Genomic DNA, 21,084 nt, shown 5'->3' on the forward strand with positions numbered 1-21,084 from the left:
GCAAGTCGCAGAACCGCTCGATATTGGCGTCGTCGAGCGGCGCGTCGACCTCGTCGAGCACGCAAATCGGCGCCGGGTTGGTCAGGAACAGCCCGAAGATCAGCGCCACCGCGGTCAGCGCCTGCTCGCCGCCCGACAACAGCGTCAGCGACTGCAGTTTCTTGCCCGGCGGCTGCGCCATGATTTCCAGCCCGGCCTCGAGCGGATCGTCCGAATCGACCAGTTCGAGCCGCGCCGCGCCGCCCTCGAACAGCGTGGAGAACAGCCGCTGGAAATGGCCGTTGACCGCCTCGAACGCCGCCAGCAGCCGTTGCCGCCCTTCGCGGTTGAGTGTCCCGATCGACCCGCGCAATTGGTTGACTGCCTGCCCCAGTTCGTCGCGCTCGCCCGCCGCGTCGAGCCGCGCCGAATCGAGCTCGGCCAACTCGGTCTCGGCGACCAAGTTGACCGGCCCGATCCGCTCGCGATCGACCAGCAATTTGTCGTGCGCGACCGATTCGTCCTGCGGATCGCCGACCTTCTCGATGTCGAACCCGATCCGCTCGCCGAGCAACGGCGGCGGACAGGCGAAGCGCTCACCGGATAGCCGAGTCATCTCGGTCCGGCGCAAATCCTGGTTTTCGGCACGGGCAGCGGCCCCGGCACGCGCCTCGCGCGCCAGCGACAGCGCTTCGGCTGCAGCCTGCGCGGTTTCGTCGGTCGCGCGGAGCCGCGTTTCCGCCTCGCGCTCGGCGGCGGCGGCGGTGTCGGCGGCGGCGCGCAGATCGGCATGACCGGTCTCGTTTTCGGCGATTTGCGCGGCGAGCGCGGCGGGGCGCGCCTCGGCGGCTTCGGCTTCGGTGGCGAGTTGCTGTTCGCGCCTGGCCATATCGGCGATCCGCTTGGCCGCCTCGCCGGCGCGCGCCTTCCATCCCTTCGCCTCGGCGTCGGCGGCGGCGAGCCGCTCGCGGTCGGCGGCGATCGCGCGGTCGACCTGGGCGCGGTCGGCGCGGGCGTTGGACGCATTGGCGCGGCGCGCCTCGGCTTCGGTTTGCAGCTGCGCGACCTCGACTCGCGTATTCGCGCCGTTGGGCAGCGCCGCTCGGGTCGCCTCGGCGCGCTTCAATTCGGCTTCCGCCTCGGCAAGCTCGGCGGCCAGGCGGCGGGTTCGCGTGTCGAGATCGGCGCGCTGCGCCTCGATCCGTTCGAGCTGCGCGGTGGCGCGATCCTCGGCGCGCGCGGCGTCGCGCGCAGCGGTATCGGCGCGTTCGAGCGAGGCGCGTGCGGCGGCCGCCTCGGCGCGCGCCGCGGCGATCCGGCGTTCGGCATCGTCGAGCTGGCCGTTGGCTTTTTCGACCGCACCCTGCGCTGCCGGACGTTTCTTGGTCAGCGCCGCGACGCGATTGACGCGTTCGAGCTGCGCCGCCGCCGCTGCGCCGCCCGATTTGGCGACATAGCCGTCCCACCGCCGCAGCGTCCCCGCTAGCGTCACCAGCCGCTGGCCGACCGCGAGCGGCTGGCCGTCGTCCTTGTCCGCCACCAGCACTTGCGCCAGCCGCCGCGCCAGCGCCGCGGGCGCCTCGACATGATCGCCGAGCCGCGCCAGCGCGCCCGCTTGCGGGTCCCCCGGCTGCGGCGCGGCGCCCGCCCAATAACGGTCGGCCTTGGCATCCAAACCGGTTTCGAGATCGTCGCCCAGCGCCGCCGCCAGCGCGCGTTCGTAGCCGGGCGCAGCACGGACATGATCGAGCAGCCGATCGCCCTTGGCCGACCGCGTCGCCTTTTCCAGCGCGAGCAATTCGCTTTCGATCGTCGCGAGTTCGGCGCGCGCACCGGCGCGTGCCACTTCCGCCCGGTCGCGCGCTTCCTGCGCGCTGCGCTCATCGGCGTCGGCGCGGGTCCGGGTGGCACGCGCGGTTTCGGCCGAGTCGAGCGCATCGCTGCGCGCCTTTGCCGCGCGCGCGCGTTCGTCGCGGAGCGGCTGGGTATCGCCCAGCGCTTCGGTCTCGTGTGACAGGCTCGCCTGGTCGCGCAGCGCGCGGTCGTGCCGCGCTTTCGCCGCCGCCGCCGCCGCTTCGGCAACGCGGACGTCGGCCAACTCGGCGGCCTGCCGGCTCATCGCCTGCGCCAGCGCGACATCGGCGTCGCGCGCCGCGCGTTCGGCCTCGGCCAAGGTCGCGTCGAGCGCGGGGAGCCGCGCGGCCGCTTCGTCGGCGCGCGTCGCCAGCGCCTTCGTTTCCGCATCGAGCCGCGCCAGCGCCTCGGCAGCATCGACCGCCAGCGCGCCTTCACGAGTCCGGTCCTCGGCGATCCGCCCGACCTGCTCGGCGAGTTCGACGATGCGCCGCTCGGCGGCGGCGTGTTCGGCCCGCAGGCCGGCCAGCACATGAGCTGCCTCGGAAGATGCTTCCCGCGCCGCCAGCGCAGCGCCGCGCGCCTCGGCCAGCGCGCCTGTCGCGGCTTGTTGATACGCCGTCGCCGCGCGTTGCGCCTCGGCGGCCAGCACGACCTTTTCCTCGCACTCCGCGGCTTCCGCCTTCGCCGCATCCGCCGCCGCCGCCGCGTCGCGCCAGCGCGCGAAGATCATCCGGCCCTCGGCGATGCGGATCTTGTCGGACAGTTCGCGATAGCGCTCGGCCTGCCGCGCCTGGCGCCGCAGCGCGTTGGCGCGCGCTTCCTGGTCGGACATGATCTCGTCGAGCCGCACCAGATTGGCCTCGGTCGCGCGCAATTTCTGCTCGGCGTCCTTGCGGCGCACATGCAGCCCCGCGATCCCCGCCGCTTCCTCCAGCATCGCGCGCCGCTCGGCCGGCTTGGCGGCGATCACCGCGCCGATCCGCCCCTGGCTGACCAGTGCCGGCGAGTGCGCGCCGGTCGCGGCATCGGCGAACAGCAAAGCGACGTCCTTCGCCCGAACGTCACGCCCGTCGATGCGGTACGCGCTACCCGCGCCGCGCTCGATCCGTCGCACCACCTCGGTCTCGCCGCCATCGATCTCGGCGAGGATCGACACTTCGGCGAAGTCGCGTGCGGGCCGGCTGTCGGTCCCCGCGAAAATGACGTCGTCCATCCCCGCGCTGCGCATCGACTTCGGGCTGTTCTCGCCCATCGTCCAGCGCAACGCCTCGAGCAGGTTCGACTTGCCGCAGCCGTTGGGGCCGACCACGCCGGTCAGCCCCGTCTCGATCCGCAAATCGGCAGCGTCGACGAAGCTCTTGAACCCCGACAGTCGCAGGCGCTTGATCTGCATCTAGGCCCCCGGCGCCTTACGCGATCAGGCGCCGCGCGCCTTCAGCGCCGCCTCGAGGCCTTTCCAGTCTGCCACGTTGGGCACGATGTCGCCATTGAGGAAGAAGGTCGGGGTGCCGCCGACGCCCTTGTTCTTCGACGCGTCGTCCATGACCTTGACGATTTCGTCGAACGCGGCCTGGTCGTTGAGGCAGGCGCGCGCCTTGTCCTCCGGAATCCCGCGGCTCTTCACGAAATCGACATAGCCGAGATAATCGCCCCATGCCTTGGCGACATCGAGCGGCTTGGCGGTCTGCATCCTGGCGAACAGGGCCTGCCCCTCAGCCGATCCCATCTTTTCCTCGACCGGACCCTGGTTGATATACATCTGTTCGAGCAGCGCGAAAAACGGCGCCGGACCGCCGCACCGGCCGAGCAACGCCGGCGCGAAATCGGGCTGGCCGTGGACCAGGAATTCGCGGAATTCCCAACTTACCTTGCCGGTCGCGACGTAATTCTGTTCGAGCGGCTGCGTGCCTTCGCGGCCGAACAGTCCGCATACCGGGCAGGTCCGCGATCCGTATTCGACCAGCTTGATCGGCGCATTCGGATTGCCCATGCGATAGCCGCCCTCGGGCGTCTTGACGACGGTTTCGAGCCAGTTGGTCCCGGCTGGCGGCTTGACCGCGGCGACCGGCGCGGACGTGTTGCCGCCGCTGCCGCCGCTGCCGCAAGCGGTCACGAACAACAACGGCAGGACGGCGAAGGCGGCACGAAACTTCATCGGAGAACTCCATCACACGAAAGGGATCAGCTTATTTTTCCGGCAACGACCAGCGCGGCGAGGTCGTCGCCGACGATCGGCGGGCCGCGCGTCGCGGCGACCCCGGCGGCGAGCGCCGACAGCACCGCGCGCAATTCGGGATCGGCGATCGCGCGGAGGCCCGCACCGAGCGCGGCGGGCGGCTCGATCGCCTTGAGGCTGGGCGGCGCGACGCGCGACGGGCGAGCGGCGACATTACCCTGTTTGAGCGTCAGCCGCGCGACCGCGGCATAGCCGAAGAAGCGGTTGACCCGCTCGACGATCTCGGGCGCGATATGCTGCATCATCGGAGCATGCGCGCCCTTGACCGCGACGGTCAGCACGCCGTCGGCTTTCTTGCCCGGCGGGAAGCGGATCGATTCGGGTGACGACACGCCGGCATATTTGCCGCCGACGATCTCCGCCCAGCGCGTGACGATCCCCGACTGGACGAAGCCGTAGCGCCGGAACGCGGCCCCACCGACCGACGGCAGCAGATCGGCGACCGCGCGCGCCGGCCCGCCGCGCGGGCGCCCGGCGTCCCTGGCCTGCTTGGGCGGTTTGGAGGTCGCGCGCTTGCTCATCGCATCATCCATGCCATAGCCAGGGCGTGGCCGCCAAGCATTCTCCGTCGATCGCGCACGACCTGCTGAATTGGTACGACAAGCACCGCCGCGCGCTGCCGTGGCGCGCGATGCCGGACGAAACGCCCGACCCCTATCGCGTCTGGCTGTCCGAGGTCATGCTCCAGCAAACCACGGTCGCGACGGTAGCGCCACGCTTCCTCGCCTGGGTCGAACGCTGGCCCGATTTCGCGAGCTTGGCATCGGCAAGCGACGACGACGTCATGGCGGCATGGGCGGGCCTCGGCTATTACGCCCGCGCGCGCAACCTGGTCGCGTGCGCCAAGGTCGTGGTCGCCGATCATGGCGGGCATTTTCCCGCGACCGAAGCCGAACTGCGCGGGCTCCCCGGGATCGGCGACTATACCGCCGCCGCGATCGCCGCGATCGCGTTCGGCCAGCCCGCCACCGTCGTCGATGCCAACGTCGAGCGACTCGTCGCGCGCCTCTTTCGCGCTTCGGGCAAGGGTGCGGTGCGCGTCGCCGCCGAAGCAATGACGCCAACGGCGCGCGCCGGCGATTTTGCGCAAGCGATGATGGACTTAGGGTCGGCGATCTGTACCCCGCGCAAGCCGCGTTGCCTGCTCTGTCCGTTGCGCGAGGATTGCGCGGCGTTCGCGGCGGGCGATCAAGAGGTGTTTCCGGTCAAGCCCGCAAAGGCGCGAAAGCCGCAACGCTACGGCACGATCTTCTGGGCGCAGGCGGGCGAAGAGGTGCTGCTCGTCCGGCGCCCGCCCAAGGGACTGCTCGGCGGGATGCGCGCGCTGCCGACCGGGCCGTGGGGCAGCGAGCCGCCGGACATCGCCGATGCGCCGCTCGACGCTGACTGGACGATGCTGAACTCGACCGTTTCACACGGTTTTACCCATTTCGATTTGCAACTCGCGCTTGCGACTGCGCGCGTCGAGCGGCATGCAGCCGGGGACGATGCCATCTGGTGGCCGGTCGAGTCGCTCGCCGAAGCGGGGCTGCCGACCGTCTTTGCCAAAGCGGCGAAAGCGATAGGAGGGGCCTGATGCGCACATTTCTGACACCGATCCTGACCGGGACGGCATTCGCCGCCCTGCTCGCCGGCGGGGCGCTCGCGCAAGCAGTCGCGCCCGCGCCGCAACTCGCGCCCGCCACCGTCGCCAGCCCGCTGCCCGCGACGCAGGCGTTGTTCGATGGCTATGTTTCCGCCGGCAAGATGCCCGGGATCGTCGGCGCGTTCGGCGTGGGCGACTTGCCCACCGTCTTCGTCAAATCGGGCAAGGTCGCGCTCGACGCCAACGCCCAGCCGGCTGGACCCGACAGCCTGTGGCGCGTCTATTCGATGACCAAGCCGGTCACCGCGATGGCGGCGATGATCCTGATCCAGGACGGCAAGCTCAAGCTCGACGAACCGGTCAGCGACGTGCTCCCCGCGTTCAAGAACATGCGCGTGCAATTGAACGCGAACACGATCGAAAGCCGCCCCGCGGCGCGCCCGATCACGATCCGCAACCTCCTGACGCACACTGCGGGGCTGGGCTACAATATCATCACCACGGGGCCGTTGCTCGAACTGTACAACAGCAAGGGGATCAACCCGGCGCAGGTCAATGCCGGTCTCGAAGCCATCACGCGCAAGACCCGCGCGCCCGATTTGCAGGAATTCGCAAACCGCGTCGCCAGCGTGCCGCTGATCGCCGATCCGGGCACCAAATGGAGCTATTCGATCGGGCTCGACGTGATGGGCGCGGTGATCGAGAAGGCGTCGGGGATGAGCTTCGACGCGTTCGTCCAGAAACGCATTTTCGACCCGCTCAAGATGCGGTCGAGCTATTGGACCGTACCGCGCAGCGAGACCGGGCGGCTAGTCAGCGAATATGCCTTCGGCCCGACCGGCACTATGTCGCCGCTCGATCCGGCGGCAACGTCGGTCTATCTGTCGCCGCCAAGCTTTCCCTATGGCGGCGCGGGTCTCGTCATGTCGGCGGGCGATTACGATCGCTTCCTGCACATGCTGCAGAATTACGGTACGCTCGATGGCGTCCGGATCATGAAGACCGAAACCGCGAAGCTCGCCATGTCCGACTTGCTGCCGGCCGGCGTAACGTTCGGCGCGCTGCCCGGCGGGACGGGCGGCCAGATGGCGCCCAAAATGGGCTTCGGCGCGGGCGGATCGGTGATCCTCGAGGACAAGATCGCCTCGTTTGGCGCGGGCACTTATGGCTGGGGCGGTGCGGCAGGCACGATCGCCTGGGTCAACCCGGTCAAGCGGATCCGCGGCACCGTGATGGTCAATTACTTCCCGGGCGAGAAATGGCCTGTGCGTGGCGACGTGATGACCGCACTCCAGGCCGATCTGGCGCGTTACAAAAAGTGATCGCACCGGGGTTTACCGGCAGCCCGCTCGACCGCGCCGACCATCTGCGTCATGATCCGGAGGCGCTGGCCACGGTGACCGGCGACTGGCGCGCGCGGCTGCTCAAGCTCGACGGGTTCGACCCGGTAGTGTCCGACGACGGACTGCTTGAATGGACCAGCCTCGCCGATGCACCCGATAACGCAGAACTGATCTTCCTTGGGCTGATCGACGGCAAGCCGCATTTCGCCGCCTGCATTCCGGGCCTGCGCACTGGCCCCGGTCGCCCGCCGCACATATTCGGGTTGCTCGACCGTTTGCGCCCGGCCGAGGCGGGCACCTATGCCGCCGCACGCAGCGTGCTCGACTGGCACAGCCGCCACCAATTCTGCGCCAATTGCGGGCAACAGACCGCGATGTTTCGTGCCGGATGGGGCCGTAACTGCCCGCACTGCGGCACCGAGCACTTCCCGCGCACCGATCCGGTAGTGATCATGATCGCCGAGCATTCGGGCCGCGCGTTGGTCGGCCGCGGGCCGAACTGGCCGCCGGGCCGCTATTCGGCGCTGGCCGGGTTCATGGAACCGGGCGAATCGATCGAGGAAGCCGTCGCGCGGGAGATTTTCGAGGAAGCCGGCGTGCGCGTGAACAACGTCCGTTATGTCGCCAGCCAGCCGTGGCCGTTTCCCTCGCAGCTGATGATGGCCTGCGTTGCGGAAGCCGAGAACGACGTCATCACGATCGACCCCAGGGAATTGCAGGACGCGATCTGGATCAGCCGCGCCGACGTCAAGCGCGCGCTCGCGGGCGATCCCGACGCGCCGATGATCGCACCACCGCACTTCGCGATCGCGCACACGCTGCTGACCGCCTGGGCTGCCGAGGAATGACGCTGATCGCCGAACCGCAATTGTTCGTGTCGGACATCGCGGCGTCGTGCACCTTCTTCGCGCGGATCGGGTTCGCCACCGCGTTCGTCCATGGCGACCCGCCGTTCTACGCGCAGGTGGTGCGAGATGGAGCCCGGCTCAACTTGCGCCACGCCGACGGCCCGGTATTCGACATAGGCTTCCGCACACGCGAGGCCGATGCGCTGGCCGCGACGATCGCCGCCGCCGATGTCGCCCCACTCTATGCCGAGTTCGCGGCGGTAGGCGTCCAGTTCCACCGGAAGCTGCGCACCGAGAGCTGGGGTGCACAGAGCTTCATCCTCGCCGATCCCGATGGCAATTTGATCGCGTTCGCCGGCGGTTGATCGTGCTTGCAATGTAGGATTTCAACTGATCCATCCTGTCGGATGGAACGGTCTTCTGCCAACGAAGAACAGGGACGCGGTGTGGTCGCGATAACGGCGCGTCGCGGTCGCCTGGGCGGCGCACGCATGCCGCTCGGTCGGCGCGCAGGTGACGCATGGGTGGCGCGCGCCGGTCCCGGAGTGTCGCGTCGCAGTCGCCTCGCAGGCGCGTTTCAAGCCGGGCCGCGATTCAGCCTCAACTTCCTCAACATTCGCGCGTCAAGCGGCGGCGGTCACCGCGTCGCAGATGCGGTTCACCACCGCCTCGACCTGCGCCGCGTCCTCGCCCTCGGCCATCACCCGGATCACCGGCTCGGTACCCGAAGGGCGAATGACGAGCCGGCCCTTGCCCGCCAGTTCGCCTTCGGCATCGGCGATCACCGCCTTGACGCTGGCGTCATCGAGCGGCTTGCCGCCCTTGAAGCGGACGTTCTTGAGCAATTGCGGCAGCGGGTCGAAGCGGTGGAGCAACTCGCTCGCCGGAATGCCGGATCGGACCAGTTCGGCGAGGATCTGCAGCGCCGCTACCAGCCCATCCCCGGTGGTCGCATAATCCGACAGGATGATATGTCCCGATTGCTCGCCGCCGACATTGTAGCCCTGCCCGCGCATTGCTTCGAGCACGTAGCGATCGCCGACCGCGGTGCGGATCAGGTCGATGCCGTGCCCGGCCAGATGCCGCTCGAGCCCGAGGTTCGACATCACCGTCGCGACCAGCCCGTTATTCTTGAGCGTTCCCGCGCGCGCCCAGCCGGTCGCGATCACCGCCATCAACTGGTCGCCGTCGACCACGCGACCCTTCTCGTCGACCACGATCAGCCGGTCGGCATCGCCATCGAGCGCGATGCCGATATGCGCGCCCGACGCCACGACCGTCTCGCACAGCACTTGCGGCGCGGTCGACCCGACCTGGTCGTTGATGTTCTTGCCGTTCGGGCTGACCCCGATCGCGACGATTTCCGCGCCCAATTCCCACAGCGCGGAGGGCGCGACCTGATAGGCGGCGCCGTTGGCGCAATCGATCACGATCTTCAGCCCGTCGAGCCGCAAATCGTCGGGGAAGGTCGCCTTGGCGAAATGGATGTAGCGCCCCTGCGCGTCGTCGATCCGTCGCGCGCGGCCGATGTCGGGGCCTGGCGCGAGCGGCACGTCGCCGTCGATCAACGCCTCGATCGCCAGTTCATCGCGGTCGCTGAGCTTGAACCCGTCCGGCCCGAACAATTTGATCCCGTTGTCCGCATAAGGATTGTGGCTGGCGGAGATCATCACCCCCATGTCGGCGCGCATCGACCGGGTGAGCATGCCGATCGCCGGGGTCGGCAGCGGGCCGACCAGCGTCACGTCCATCCCCACGCTGGTGAAACCGGCCTGCAGCGCGGCCTCGATCATATAGCCCGACAGCCGGGTGTCCTTGCCGATCACGACGCGATGCTTGTGGTCGCCGCGGACGAAATGCGCGCCCGCCGCCATGCCGACCTTCATCGCCATCGCCGCGGTCATCACACCCGCATTGGTCAGCCCGCGAATGCCGTCGGTGCCGAAATATTTTCTTGCCATCGCGCCCTTTTCCGTCCGCTATCGTTCGAAGCTTGGCCGCCTGATAGCGCGGCAAACTGGGAAGGGCGAGCATGAGCCAGGCGTTTCGGATTTTGGCGTCGTTGGTGATCGGCCTGCTGCTCGGCATCGCGCTCGCCAAATGGGCGCCCGAGGCCGGCGCGGTCGCGTTGTTGTTCACCAAGCGGATCGGCGGAGCATGGCTGCACGGGCTGCAGATGGTGATCGTGCCGTTGGTCGTCGCGTTGCTGGTAATCGGCATCGCCGCCTCGGCGGAAGCCGCGCGCGCCGGCAAGATCGCGGCGCGCGCGCTGGGCGCGTTCGTCGTCATCCTGTGGGTCAACACCTTGCTGTCCGCCTTCCTGACCCCGCTCCTGCTGCGGCTGTTCCCGCTGCCCGCCGCCTGGGGCGACGCGTTGCGCGCGTCCTTGTCAAAAGCCGCTACCGCCGGGCAGGTGCCGAGCCTGGGCGATTTCTTCGACAAGATCGTGCCGACCAATATCGTCGATGCCGCCGCGACCGATTCGTTCCTGCCGCTGACGGTGTTCGCCTTGGTCTTCGCCTTCGCCATCACGCGGCTCCGGGCCGAGCGCCGCAAGACGCTGATCGATTTCTTCCAGGCGATCGCCGACGCGATGATCGTGGTGATCGGCTGGGTTCTGGTGCTGGCGCCGGTCGGGGTGTTCTGCCTGGCGTTCGGGCTGGGGATGGAGACGGGCGCCGCGGCGTTCGGCGCGTTGGCGCATTATATCGCAATCGTCTCGAGCCTCGGCCTCCTCGTCCTGCTGTCGGCCTATCCGCTCGCGGCAATCGGCGCGCGCGTCGGGGTCGGGCGCTTCGCCCGCGCGGTGCTGCCGAGCCAGGTCGTGGCGATCAGCACGTCGTCGTCGCTAGCGTCGCTCCCGGCGATGCTCCGATCGAGCGAGGCGGTCGGCGCGCCGGCCAGCGTCTCGGGCGTCGTCCTGCCGATCGCGGTCGCGGTATTCCGCGCGACCAGCCCGGCGATGAACCTGGCGGTCGCGCTCTACGTCGCGATGCTGACCGGCACGCATATCGGCCCGGGCCAGCTCGCCGCCGGGGTGGCGACCGCGGCGATCACCACGATGGGATCGGTGTCGCTGCCCGGCACGATCAGCTTCTTCGCCTCGGTCGCACCGGTCGCGGTGGCGATGGGGGTACCGCTGGAGGCGCTCGGGCTGCTCGTCGCGGTCGAGACCGTGCCCGATTTATTTCGCACCGTCGGCAACGTGACGATGGATGTCGCGGTCGCCGCCACCATATCGGCCCGCAGCGGCGGCGGTGCCGACGGCGAGACCGACCGCGCGCTCGAGGAGATTCCGGGATGAAGTATCGCACGCTCGGCAGCCACGATGGCGGCCTGAAGGTTTCGGCGATCGGTATCGGCTGCATGCCGATGATCCGCGACGGCAATATCAGCTATGGCGCGGCAACCGACGACGAATCGATCGCGACGATCCACGAAGCGATCGACCTTGGCGTGACCTTCTTCGACACTGCCGAGATGTATGGCCCGTTCTCGAACGAAGTACTGGTTGGCGAAGCGATCAAGGGAAAGCGCGACGGGCTGGTGATCGCGACCAAGTTCGCGATGCGCTGGAACGGCAACGACATGGCCGGGCTAGACGGCAGCCCGGAGAATGCCCGGCGCGCATGCGAGGGATCGTTGAAGCGGCTCGGCATCGACACGATCGACTTGTTCTACCAGCACCGTGTCGATCCCAACGTGCCGATCGAGGAAACGATCGGCGGGATGGCCGAGCTGGTGAAGGAGGGGAAGGTCCGCCACATCGCGCTGTCCGAAGCCAGCGCCAACACGATCCGCTGCGCGGCGAAAGTCCACCCGATAACCGCGCTGCAGAGTGAATATTCGATCTGGGAGCGCGATGTGGAGGGCGAGATTCTCGATGCTTGCCGCGAGAACGGCATCGGCTTCGTGCCGTACAGCCCGCTTGGCCGCGGCTTCCTGGCGGGGACGATCCGCAGCCTCGACGATCTGCCCGCCGACGACTGGCGCCACAACGACCCGCGCTATCAGGCCGATACGCTGCCGCAGAACCTCAAGATCGTCGATGCGATCGGCGAGGTGGCAGGGCGGCACAATGCGTCGAACGCGCAGGTCGCGCTGGCTTGGCTGCTCGCGCAAGGCGATGACGTCGTGCCGATCCCGGGCGTGAAGCGGCGCGCGACAATGCGCGATTCGGCGAAGGCGGCCGACCACACGCTGACCGCCGAAGACCTCGCCACGATCGAGGCCGCCGCGCCCAATGGCGGCACCGCCGGCCCGCGCTATGCCGAGCGCGGGATGCGGATGGTCAAGCTATAGCCAGCGCCAGATGCCGGCGCCGAACCCGGCGAGCGGCTGATGCGCCCATGTCGCGCCGAGCCATAACGCGATGCCGCCGAGAATGGGGACGACCCCGGCGGGCGTGAACTTGACCCGCCCGGCCAGGATCGCGGCGAGCGGCCAATAGCTCGTCTTCGCTTCCCATGCCGGCCATGTTTCGGGCTGGAGCCGTTTCTTCTTCTTGTCCTGCAGGAATGCGCCGACCAGCGCGAGGACGACGATCGTCTTGGCCAGCACGATATTGGCAGGGGTCGGGAACACCAGGATGTGCGCGACGCCCCACAAGGCAAAGCCCCACATCATCGGGTGCCGCGTCACGCTGAACACCCCGCGCGGCTCGGGCGGCGGCGCGGCCCGGCCCGTCGGATTGGGCAAGGCCGGATTGCCGAGCAGCGACCCGACGAACAGCACGCTGGCGAAATAGGTCAACACCGTGCCGGTAATCCACAGCCCGTCGCCGACCGCCCAATACGGCGCCTCCGCCGGCACCGCATGAAAAGCGAAGGCGAGCCATCCCAACGTGGCAAACGCGACCAGCGAGTAGAGCCCGAGAAACGCTGCCTCGCCGACCGCTTTGACGATCGGCGCGCGCAACGGATGCGACAGGAGGAAATGCGTGCCGAGAAACGACAGCGCCGCGGCGATTTCCCAGCAAAGCGGACTCATGAGCGGCCTCCCCCGGTCGTGCCCGGGGGAGGCTAGCGGATCACTTGATCCCGTGCATCCACTTCTTGAGCGGCCAGGACAGGAGAAGCAGCAATACACCGAGCGCCATCGCCACCTCGGCGATCGTCGTGAACGTGCCGGTATAGGTGTCGAGGCTGACCTTGAGATTGGTCACTTGCCCGCCGACCGTTTCGACGCTGGCGAACTGCGCGACGACGCCGGCGACGTACTGCGCACAACTGATCGACAGGAACCACACGCCCATCATCAGCCCGACGATCCGCGCGATCGACAGCTTGGTGATCATGCTCAGGCCCACCGGCGAGATGCACAATTCCGCGACCGAATGGATCAAATACAGCCCGGCGAGCCACCAGATGCCGATCTTGAAGTCCGGTCCGACGAATTTCGTCCCCCACACCAGGAACAGGAAGCCCGCACCGACGCCGATCAGCGCGAGGCCGAACTTGATCGGAATGGTAGGCTCGAGCCCGCGCTTGGCGAGACTGACCCACAAAATGCTCATCAACGGCGCGAGCGCGACGATGAAGAAGGCATTGAAGAACTGCGTCTGCGGCGCCGAGATGCTGAACAGCCCGAACACGCTCAAGTCGGTGTTGCGGTCGGCAAACAGCGTCAGCGACGATCCGGCTTGCTCGAACAACGTCCAGAACACGACGTTGAACACGATCAGCACCATCGCCGCGAGCATCATCTGAAACTCGCGCTTGTCGCCGACCATGAACGACCAGATCAGGATGCCCGGGATCGAGATCAGGAATGTCCCGAACAGCAATTTGCCCATCAGCGACAGCGACATGATATAGCCGACAAAGCCCGATCCGGGTGCCGCCGGCGCCTGATTCATCAGGTTGGTGAACAGGAAATAGACTACCGGCACCGCGATCAGTGCGCCGATATAGATCGGGATCGCGCGATCCGGCCCGCTGCGCGCCGGCGGCTCGCCATAGCCGTTGAGCTTGCCGCCATCGAACTGGATCAGCGCATAGGACACCAGCATGCCTGCCGCCGCCAGTCCGAACCCGGCCCACCAGCCGAACGTGTCGGCCAGGATCGGACAGAAGATCTGCGACCCGAGCGAGCCGAGGTTGATGCCCATGTAGAAGATCGTGAACCCCGAATCGCGGCGTCGGTCGTCGGTCGCGTAGAGCGAACCGACCATCGTCGAGATGTTGGGCTTGAAGAAGCCGTTCCCGACCGACACCAGGCTGAGCGCGATCAGCATCAGCGTGACGAAGAATGGACTGCGGTCGCCGCCCGGCTCAAGCCCGCCCTTGGGCAATGACCGGACGACCTTGCCGTCGTCGCCGACCAGCGACACCGACTGGTCGCTATTACCCTGGATCTTGAGCCGCTTGCCGGCGTCGGTGATGTATTGGGTGTCGGCGCCGTTCGCGGTCACCACGGTGACCGGGTATTTCTGGTCGCCGATCATCGCATAGGGCTTGGCCGCCTCACCGCCGAAACACAGCGTGAAATAGCCAAGCGCCATGATGATCGCGCCGAACTTCACCGACCGCTTCGACCCGAGATATTGGTCGGCGAGATACCCGCCGATCAGTGGCGTCAGGTAAACCAGCGCGGTGAACCCGCCATAGAGACCCGTCGCCGCGCGATCGCCGAACACGAAATGCTTGGTGAGATACAGCGTGAGCAACGCGCGCATGCCGTAATAGCCGAACCGCTCCCACATTTCGGTGGTGAACAGCCGCGCAAGCTGTCTAGGGTGGCCGAACCACGTCGCCTCGGCGGCCGGATTGGTGTGCGTGATATCCGGTTCCGCGCGGTTGTCCGCGGTTGGGGTGTCCACCATGAATTCGCTCCCTGATCTCTTTTGTCACCGCCGTCGGATGCAGCGGTTCTGGATGGGCGCGAGACTAGCGGCAAAGCCCCGGGTGTAAATACGCGAGCGCGGCGCCTAGATGATCACGATGCTCAACGATCGCTCAACTCCGCTCTCGCTCCTCGCCACGCGCCGCTCCGGCAAGCCGCGCGACTTGATCGCGCCCGGACCCGATGCCGATCAACTCACGCAAATCCTTGGAATCGCGGCGCGGACGCCCGATCATGGGAAGCTCGCGCCGTGGCGGTTCGTCATAGTGCAAAGCGGCCAACGCGAAGCCCTCGCCCGCGTCATCACCGATGCCTATCGCGTCGAACGGCCGCAGGCGGCGCGGCTCGAGATCGAGGCACTCGAACAATTTGCGACCCAAGCGCCGACGCTCATCATCGTACTTTCGTCGCCAAAGCCCGAGAGTCATATTCCGATATGGGAACAGGAACTGTCGGCGGGCGCGGCGGGCATGAACCTGCTCCACGCCGCGCACGCCTTGGGATTTGCCGGCGGATGGCTGACCGGCTGGGCAGCCTATTCGGATAATGTGCGCGATGCATTCGGCGCAGCGCCAGAGCGAATTGCCGGGTTCATCTTCCTCGGCACCTCCGCCAAGCAATTGGAGGAAAGACCGCGCCCCGATCTCGGCAAGATTGTTTCAAACTGGTGCGCTTAATCGACTGGACGTGATCGTCAATTGCTGTATTAAAGCAGCATGGCACTTAGCAACGACGACAGCCCGGTCTATATCCGCCTTCGCGGTGGAATCGCAGCGGCGATCCTGCGCGGCGAATATCGCGCGGGCGACCAGCTCCCCTCGGTCCGCGCGCTCGCCGCCGAACACGGAGCCAACCCGCTGACCGTCGCGAAGGCGTATCAAAGCTTTCAGGACGACGGCTATGTCGAGGTCCGGCGCGGAGTCGGCATGTTCGTGCTACCGGGGGCTGCCGAGAAATTGCGGATCGCCGAGCGCGACCGCTTCGTCAACGATCAATGGCCGCGCATTGCCGAGCATATCGAATTGCTCGGACTCGACGCCACCGACCTGATCGAGCGCGAGCGCGCCTGATCGATCAGGCGGCGAACAAGTCGGCCGGTAATTCGTAAAGGCTCGCGGCGGGCGCCGTGGCGGCAGCGTGCAAACCCAACGCCTCCGGCACGATCTGCTCGACATAGAATGCGGCGACCGCGCGCTTCATGCGCAGGAAGTCGTCGTCGCCGTCCGCCGCGGCGCGACCCTGCCGCTCCATCAGCCAGCCGCATACCGCGACCGACAGCATCGTCAGAAACGGGTAGCTCGCCGCGAGCCGGTCGTCGGCATCGGCGGTGGAGAGGCGACGGCCGACGTCGGCGCACGCATCGACCAGCGCCTGGAGCGCTTCATCCTCGACCCCGGCGCGCATGTCAGCGATCAGCGTGGCGAACGCCGCGCCGTTGGACAGGCCGAGCTTGCGCCCGACCAGATCGGCCGCCTGGATGCCGTTGGTGCCTTCGTAGATTGGGGTGATCCGCGCATCGCGATAGAATTGCGCCGCGCCTGTTTCCTCGATGAAGCCCATCCCGCCATGAACCTGGACGCCGAGCGACGCGACTTCGTTGCCAAGGTCGGTGGCGTGCGCCTTGGCCAAAGGCGTCAGAATTTCGAGCCGGTCCTTGGCCGCTTCGTCGGTCGCGGCGCGGTCGACCATGCCCGACGCGCAATAGACCAATGCCCGCGCCGCCTGGGTCTGCGCCTTCATCCGCATCAGCATGCGTCGCACGTCGGGATGCTCGATGATCGCGACCGGCGCCCTGTCCGCCGACCCGGCGCGCGGGCCCTGGATTCGGTCGCGGGCGTAATCGACCGCCTTCTGCGTCGCGGCCTCCGCCACCTGCACCCCCTGCAGCCCGACATTGAGCCGAGCGTTATTCATCATCGTGAACATCGCGCGCATCCCGCCCATTTCGGGACCGATCAACTCGCCGATACAATCGCCATGATCGCCGAACGACAACACGCAGGTTGGGGACGCGTGGAGGCCCATCTTGTGCTCGATCGACACGACGCGGACATCGTTGAAGTCGCCCGGCTTGCCGTCGGCATCGAGCCGGTATTTGGGAACGAGAAACAGCGAGATGCCGCGCGTTCCCGCCGGCGCGTCCGGCGTGCGGGCGAGGACGAGGTGGACGATGTTGTCGGCCATGTCGTGGTCGCCGAATGAGATGAAGATCTTGGTGCCCGAAATCCGGTACGTCCCGTCGCCGACCGGTTCGGCGCGCGCGCGCAACGCGCCGACATCGCTGCCCGCCTGCGATTCGGTCAGGTTCATGGTGCCGGTCCACGCGCCGGTCGCGAGATGCGGCAAGTATGCCGCCTGCTGCTCGGGGGTGCCGTGATGGAGCAACGCCTCGATCGCGCCCACGGTCAGCGTCGGCGCCAGCGCGAAACTCATGTTCGCGGTCCCGAGCGTCTCGAGCACCGCGCTCGCGAGCACGAACGGCAGGCCCTGCCCGCCGAAGTCGGCCGGCGCGCCGATCGTTCCCCAACCGCCCTCGACATAGTCGTGATAAGCCTGGGCATAGCCGGCGGGCATCCTGACGCCGTCCTCGGTCCATGTCGGCCCGTCGGTGTCGCCCGCACGATTGAGCGGTGCCCATTCGCCCGCGGCGAACGCGCCCGCGCCTTCCAGCACGGCATCGACCAGGTCGGGAGTGGCGGCCTCGAACCGTTCGGTCGCGGCAAGCTCGTCGATGCGCGCGACATGATCGAGCACGAAACGCTGCTCGCGAACGGCGGGGGTGAAGGGCATCGGCTTCCTCTCTGACTCAGGGGCGCTATAGCCGCGAGGCATGGACGCGCCAAACACCCGAATCTTGCCGTACAACAAGCACAACATCGCGGAAGCCGCGGGATTGATCGCGGCGGGACTGTGCGTCGCGGTGCCGACCGAGACCGTCTACGGCCTTGCCGCCGACGCGACCGACGGCGCGGCGGTGGCGGGGGTCTATGCCGCCAAGGGCCGGCCGAGCTTCAACCCGCTGATTGTCCACGTGCTCGACATCGCCGCAGCGAAGAAGCTCGCGGCGTTCGACGCGCGCGCCGAGGCATTGGCGGCGGCATTCTGGCCGGGACCGCTGACACTGGTGCTGCCGCTCAAGCCGTCATCGGGGATCGCCTCACTTGTCACCGCGGGGCTCGAGACGATCGCGATCCGCGTTCCCGCGCACCGCGCGATGCGCGCTTTGCTCGAAGCGTGCGGCAAGCCGCTTGCCGCCCCGTCGGCCAATGCCAGCGGCACGATCAGCCCGACTCGCGTCGAACATGTCGCGCATAGCCTCGACGGGCGAATCGCACTCATCATCGACGACGGCCCGACCCGGCAGGGGATCGAATCGACCATCGTGCGCGAAGTGTTCGGGATGACCCGGATTCTGCGCCACGGCCCGATCACCGGCGCGCAGGTTCTGGCGGCGCTATCGACCGGCAAGCGGCGGGTCGATCGTTTCGACACCGGCGCCGACGCGCCCAGCGCGGTCGAGGCGCCGGGCCAGCTCGCCTCGCACTATGCCCCGCGCAAGCCGCTCCGGATCGACGCGCCACATCCGGCAGAGGACGAATGGATGATCGGATTCGGCCCGACCGCCGGTGATGATACGCTATCGGCATCGGGCGATTTGAGCGAAGCGGCGGCACGATTGTTCGACCTGCTGCACCGGGCGGACGCGAGCGACCTGCCGAAGATCGCGGTGGCCCCGGTGCCGAGCGACGGCATCGGCGAGGCGATCAACGACCGCTTGCGCCGCGCCGCGCACCCCGCCGAACCTTTACACTAGCGAAACCAAGCCTAGAATCGCCCCGTCAGCCGCTCCCGGCGATGGCTCGAGGACGCGGCGGCGAAGCGAAGGAGGGGCGTCATGACCAATACCCAACGCGGGCTCGCCGAATTTCTCGGCACGTTCTGGCTCGTTTTCGGCGGCTGCGGGGCCGCGGTACTTGCCGCCGGCGTGCCCAATGTCGGGATCGGCTATGCTGGCGTCGCCCTGGCGTTCGGGCTGACCGTGTTGACCATGGCCTATTCGATCGGCCACATTTCGGGCTGCCACCTCAATCCAGCCGTCACCGTCGGCCTGTGGGCGGGCGGCCGCTTTTCGGGCAAGGACATCCCGCTCTACGTCATCGCTCAGGTACTGGGCGCGATCGTCGCCGCCTTTCTGCTCAAGGAGATCGCGAGCGGGCTGCCCGGCTGGGACATCGCCAAAGGTCTTGCCGCCAACGGGTTCGCCGAACATTCGCCGCAAGGTTATTCGATGATCTCGGGCTTCCTGATCGAAGCGGTGCTGACCTTCTTCTTCCTGCTGGTGATCATGGGATCGACCGACACGCGCGCGCCCGACGGCTTCGCCCCGATCGCGATCGGCCTCGCGCTCACGCTGATCCACCTGATCTCGATCCCGGTGACCAACACCTCGGTCAACCCGGCACGATCGACCGGGCCGGCGATCGTGATGGGCGGTTGGGCGCTGTGGCAGCTCTGGCTGTTCTGGCTCGCGCCGCTGATCGGCGGCATGCTCGGTGGAATCGCCTACAAAGCGTTGGGCGCGGACGCGAAGGTGAAGCCGCCGATCGAAGGCGAAGCGATTTAAGGGCCAAAGTACCGCACCAGCCCGCTCCCCACCCGACCGCCCATAGAATAAACTGTTTGGGCGGTCGGGTGGGGAGCGGGCTGGTGCCGCGACAGACTTACGCGGTTTCGGACGCCGCCTTCGACCGCGCGGCGAAGCTCTTGCGCAGTTTCTGGAGCTTCGGAGGGATCACCGCGAGGCAATACGGGTTCCGCTGGCCTTCGCCGTCCCAATATTCCTGGTGATAATCCTCCGCCGGATACCATTCGGCCATCGGCTCAATCGTCGTGACGATTCGGTCCGGCCAGTTGGGCTGGTTGCGATCAATCGCTGCGCGCGCCTCCGCTTCCTGCGCCCCGTCGGCAGGAAAAATTGCCGAACGGTATTGCGTACCGACATCGTTGCCTTGGCGGTTGAGCGTCGTCGGATCGTGCGTCGCGAAGAAGATGTCGAGCAAATCGGCATAGGTCACCTGGCTCGAATCGAACCCGACCTTGATCGCCTCGGCATGGCCGGTCTGGCCGCCGCACACCTGTTTATAGGTTGGATTGGGAATCGAGCCGCCAATGTAACCGCTCTCGACGCTCTCGACCCCGATCACATCCTTGTACACCGCCTCGGTGCACCAGAAGCAGCCGCCGGCCAGGATCGCAGAGTCGGTCATGATGGGTCCTTTCGATTGGCCCCCAACATAGGTACGGGGCTGGCCGACAGAAAGAGGATGCGGGCATGAGTAAGGGTAATGTGCTGGTCACGGGCGGCGCGGGCTATATCGGCAGCCATGCGGTGCTGGCGCTGCTCGACGCGGGCTGGGGCGTGGTGGTGGTCGACAATCTAACCACCGGGTTCGACTGGGCAGTCGATCCACGCGCGACCTTGGTGCGCGCGAATATCGAGGACGACGACGCTGTGCGCGGCGCGATGCGCGACCATGCCGTGATCGCAGTGATGCATTTCGCCGGGTCGATCATCGTCCCCGAATCGGTCGAGAACCCGCTCAAATATTACCTCAACAACACCGTCGCGAGCCGCGCGCTGATCGAAAGCGCGGTGGCGTGCGGGGTCAAGCACGTCATCTTCAGCTCGACCGCCGCGACCTATGGCACGCCCGAGCGCGTGCCAGTCGCCGAGGACGATCCCAAGGTGCCGATCAACCCGTACGGCATGTCGAAGCTGATGACCGAGATCATGCTGAAGGATGTCTCGGCGGCGCACCCGATTAATTATTGCGCGCTGCGATACTTCAATGTCGCCGGCGCCGATCCGCAGGGCCGGTCGGGCCAATCGACCGCCGGTGCGACGCACTTGATCAAGGTCGCGGTCGAGGCGGCGACGGGCAAGCGCGCGTCGGTCGGTGTGTTCGGCACCGACTTCGCGACACCCGACGGCACGGGGGTGCGCGATTACATCCATGTCAGCGACTTGGCCGCCGCGCACGTCCACGCACTCGACCGGCTGATTGCGCAGCCGAGCGAGAACCTGACGATGAACGCCGGCTACGGGCATGGCTATTCGGTGCTCGAAGTGCTCGACGCGGTCGACCGAGTCACCAATTTGACGATCGAGCGCAAAATGGACGGGCGCCGCGCGGGCGACCCGGCCGAACTGGTGTCGGACAATCGTAAGATCCTCAGCACCCTGCCGTGGCGGCCGCAGCACGACGACCTCGACGCGATCGTGCGCGACGCGCTGGCGTGGGAGCGCAAGCTCGCCGAACGGCGAGGCTGAACCGTGACGCGTGCTCCTGCGAAAGCATGAGCCCAGAGCCAAAAACGGTCCGGCTGATAACC

19 protein-coding genes are annotated in these 21,084 nt (G+C 67.4%); 11 read left to right on the forward strand and 8 right to left on the reverse strand.

The window, feature by feature from the left end:
- From smc to JWM94_RS05840, 3 genes are all read right to left on the reverse strand, one after another.
- The coding region (gene smc / locus JWM94_RS05830; RefSeq protein WP_299423275.1) for a chromosome segregation protein SMC at nt 1-3,229 on the reverse strand (3,229 nt) is incomplete at its 3' end.
- Between the two features lie 24 nt (nt 3,230-3,253).
- A complete protein-coding gene (locus tag JWM94_RS05835; protein ID WP_299423280.1) occupies nt 3,254-3,991 on the reverse strand; it encodes a thioredoxin domain-containing protein in 738 nt (245 codons plus the stop codon).
- Nucleotides 3,992-4,017: 26 nt separating this feature from the next.
- The gene (locus JWM94_RS05840) at nt 4,018-4,593 is read right to left on the reverse strand and encodes a DUF721 domain-containing protein (RefSeq protein ID WP_299423283.1); all 576 of its coding nucleotides are present in this window, start codon (nt 4,591-4,593) and stop codon (nt 4,018-4,020) included.
- Between the two features lie 110 nt (nt 4,594-4,703).
- Between JWM94_RS05840 and JWM94_RS05845 the strand changes: the two genes are divergently transcribed.
- From JWM94_RS05845 to JWM94_RS05860, 4 genes are read left to right on the forward strand one after another with little or no spacing between them, the layout of a single operon-like run.
- A complete protein-coding gene (locus tag JWM94_RS05845; protein ID WP_299423382.1) occupies nt 4,704-5,648 on the forward strand; it encodes an A/G-specific adenine glycosylase in 945 nt (314 codons plus the stop codon).
- Nucleotides 5,648-6,979 carry a serine hydrolase gene (locus JWM94_RS05850; RefSeq protein WP_299423287.1) on the forward strand — a complete coding sequence of 444 codons (1,332 nt, stop codon included), beginning with the start codon at nt 5,648-5,650 and terminating at the stop codon, nt 6,977-6,979. Before JWM94_RS05845 ends, JWM94_RS05850 begins: the two co-directional genes overlap by 1 nt.
- On the forward strand, nt 6,976-7,848 hold the full coding sequence (gene nudC, locus JWM94_RS05855; RefSeq protein ID WP_299423291.1) for an NAD(+) diphosphatase: 873 nt from the start codon (nt 6,976-6,978) through the stop codon (nt 7,846-7,848). Before JWM94_RS05850 ends, nudC begins: the two co-directional genes overlap by 4 nt.
- Nucleotides 7,845-8,213: a VOC family protein gene (locus JWM94_RS05860; protein ID WP_299423296.1), complete on the forward strand. Its 369-nt coding sequence runs from the start codon at nt 7,845-7,847 to the stop codon at nt 8,211-8,213. Before nudC ends, JWM94_RS05860 begins: the two co-directional genes overlap by 4 nt.
- 258 nt (nt 8,214-8,471) lie before the next feature.
- On the opposite strand, the gene glmM is transcribed toward JWM94_RS05860, so the two are convergent.
- Complete coding sequence (gene glmM / locus JWM94_RS05865; protein ID WP_299423301.1) at nt 8,472-9,809, reverse strand: phosphoglucosamine mutase; 1,338 nt, start codon at nt 9,807-9,809, stop codon at nt 8,472-8,474.
- A gap of 71 nt (nt 9,810-9,880) precedes the next feature.
- On the opposite strand from glmM, the gene JWM94_RS05870 reads away from it, so the two are divergent.
- Both JWM94_RS05870 and JWM94_RS05875 read left to right on the forward strand, forming a co-directional pair.
- On the forward strand, nt 9,881-11,152 hold the full coding sequence (locus JWM94_RS05870) for a cation:dicarboxylase symporter family transporter (protein ID WP_299423305.1): 1,272 nt from the start codon (nt 9,881-9,883) through the stop codon (nt 11,150-11,152).
- A complete protein-coding gene (locus JWM94_RS05875; RefSeq protein ID WP_299423310.1) occupies nt 11,149-12,150 on the forward strand; it encodes an aldo/keto reductase in 1,002 nt (333 codons plus the stop codon). Before JWM94_RS05870 ends, JWM94_RS05875 begins: the two co-directional genes overlap by 4 nt.
- On the opposite strand, the gene JWM94_RS05880 is transcribed toward JWM94_RS05875, so the two are convergent.
- Nucleotides 12,145-12,837, reverse strand: coding sequence for an NnrU family protein (locus JWM94_RS05880; RefSeq protein ID WP_299423315.1), 693 nt, complete (start codon nt 12,835-12,837; stop codon nt 12,145-12,147). The genes JWM94_RS05875 and JWM94_RS05880 overlap by 6 nt on opposite strands.
- 40 nt (nt 12,838-12,877) lie before the next feature.
- Nucleotides 12,878-14,671 (reverse strand): peptide MFS transporter, encoded by a 1,794-nt coding sequence (locus JWM94_RS05885; protein WP_299423320.1) that lies wholly within the window; start codon nt 14,669-14,671, stop codon nt 12,878-12,880.
- 118 nt (nt 14,672-14,789) lie between these two features.
- Between JWM94_RS05885 and JWM94_RS05890 the strand changes: the two genes are divergently transcribed.
- Nucleotides 14,790-15,368 carry a nitroreductase gene (locus JWM94_RS05890; RefSeq protein ID WP_299423386.1) on the forward strand — a complete coding sequence of 193 codons (579 nt, stop codon included), beginning with the start codon at nt 14,790-14,792 and terminating at the stop codon, nt 15,366-15,368.
- 39 nt (nt 15,369-15,407) lie between these two features.
- Complete coding sequence (locus JWM94_RS05895) at nt 15,408-15,761, forward strand: GntR family transcriptional regulator (RefSeq protein WP_299423324.1); 354 nt, start codon at nt 15,408-15,410, stop codon at nt 15,759-15,761.
- Between the two features lie 4 nt (nt 15,762-15,765).
- Here the strand turns inward: JWM94_RS05895 and JWM94_RS05900 are convergent, their stop codons facing one another.
- Complete coding sequence (locus JWM94_RS05900; protein WP_299423329.1) at nt 15,766-17,481, reverse strand: acyl-CoA dehydrogenase; 1,716 nt, start codon at nt 17,479-17,481, stop codon at nt 15,766-15,768.
- A gap of 40 nt (nt 17,482-17,521) precedes the next feature.
- Here JWM94_RS05900 and JWM94_RS05905 point away from each other — a divergent pair, with 40 nt between their 5' ends.
- Complete coding sequence (locus JWM94_RS05905) at nt 17,522-18,505, forward strand: L-threonylcarbamoyladenylate synthase (RefSeq protein WP_299423333.1); 984 nt, start codon at nt 17,522-17,524, stop codon at nt 18,503-18,505.
- A gap of 81 nt (nt 18,506-18,586) precedes the next feature.
- Complete coding sequence (gene aqpZ / locus JWM94_RS05910) at nt 18,587-19,315, forward strand: aquaporin Z (RefSeq protein ID WP_299423337.1); 729 nt, start codon at nt 18,587-18,589, stop codon at nt 19,313-19,315.
- A 97-nt stretch (nt 19,316-19,412) separates the two neighbouring features.
- Here the strand turns inward: aqpZ and msrA are convergent, their stop codons facing one another.
- Nucleotides 19,413-19,958, reverse strand: coding sequence for a peptide-methionine (S)-S-oxide reductase MsrA (gene msrA, locus JWM94_RS05915; protein ID WP_299423372.1), 546 nt, complete (start codon nt 19,956-19,958; stop codon nt 19,413-19,415).
- A gap of 65 nt (nt 19,959-20,023) precedes the next feature.
- Between msrA and galE the strand changes: the two genes are divergently transcribed.
- A complete protein-coding gene (gene galE, locus JWM94_RS05920) occupies nt 20,024-21,022 on the forward strand; it encodes a UDP-glucose 4-epimerase GalE (protein ID WP_299423377.1) in 999 nt (332 codons plus the stop codon).
- Nucleotides 21,023-21,084: the final 62 nt, after the last annotated feature.

Source organism: Sphingomonas bacterium, from assembly GCF_028289855.1.
Taxonomy (GTDB): domain Bacteria; phylum Pseudomonadota; class Alphaproteobacteria; order Sphingomonadales; family Sphingomonadaceae; genus Sphingomonas.

Coding starts and splice junctions, on each gene's coding strand:
- JWM94_RS05835 (WP_299423280.1), bottom strand. CDS start 3,991: ATGAAGTTTCGTGCCGCCTTCGCCGTCCTGCCGTTGTTGTTCGTGACC.
- JWM94_RS05840 (WP_299423283.1), bottom strand. CDS start 4,593: ATGAGCAAGCGCGCGACCTCCAAACCGCCCAAGCAGGCCAGGGACGCC.
- JWM94_RS05845 (WP_299423382.1), top strand. CDS start 4,704: ATGCCGGACGAAACGCCCGACCCCTATCGCGTCTGGCTGTCCGAGGTC.
- JWM94_RS05850 (WP_299423287.1), top strand. CDS start 5,648: ATGCGCACATTTCTGACACCGATCCTGACCGGGACGGCATTCGCCGCC.
- JWM94_RS05860 (WP_299423296.1), top strand. CDS start 7,845: ATGACGCTGATCGCCGAACCGCAATTGTTCGTGTCGGACATCGCGGCG.
- glmM (WP_299423301.1), bottom strand. CDS start 9,809: ATGGCAAGAAAATATTTCGGCACCGACGGCATTCGCGGGCTGACCAAT.
- JWM94_RS05870 (WP_299423305.1), top strand. CDS start 9,881: ATGAGCCAGGCGTTTCGGATTTTGGCGTCGTTGGTGATCGGCCTGCTG.
- JWM94_RS05875 (WP_299423310.1), top strand. CDS start 11,149: ATGAAGTATCGCACGCTCGGCAGCCACGATGGCGGCCTGAAGGTTTCG.
- JWM94_RS05880 (WP_299423315.1), bottom strand. CDS start 12,837: ATGAGTCCGCTTTGCTGGGAAATCGCCGCGGCGCTGTCGTTTCTCGGC.
- JWM94_RS05885 (WP_299423320.1), bottom strand. CDS start 14,671: ATGGTGGACACCCCAACCGCGGACAACCGCGCGGAACCGGATATCACG.
- JWM94_RS05890 (WP_299423386.1), top strand. CDS start 14,790: ATGCTCAACGATCGCTCAACTCCGCTCTCGCTCCTCGCCACGCGCCGC.
- JWM94_RS05895 (WP_299423324.1), top strand. CDS start 15,408: ATGGCACTTAGCAACGACGACAGCCCGGTCTATATCCGCCTTCGCGGT.
- JWM94_RS05900 (WP_299423329.1), bottom strand. CDS start 17,481: ATGCCCTTCACCCCCGCCGTTCGCGAGCAGCGTTTCGTGCTCGATCAT.
- JWM94_RS05905 (WP_299423333.1), top strand. CDS start 17,522: ATGGACGCGCCAAACACCCGAATCTTGCCGTACAACAAGCACAACATC.
- aqpZ (WP_299423337.1), top strand. CDS start 18,587: ATGACCAATACCCAACGCGGGCTCGCCGAATTTCTCGGCACGTTCTGG.
- msrA (WP_299423372.1), bottom strand. CDS start 19,958: ATGACCGACTCTGCGATCCTGGCCGGCGGCTGCTTCTGGTGCACCGAG.
- galE (WP_299423377.1), top strand. CDS start 20,024: ATGAGTAAGGGTAATGTGCTGGTCACGGGCGGCGCGGGCTATATCGGC.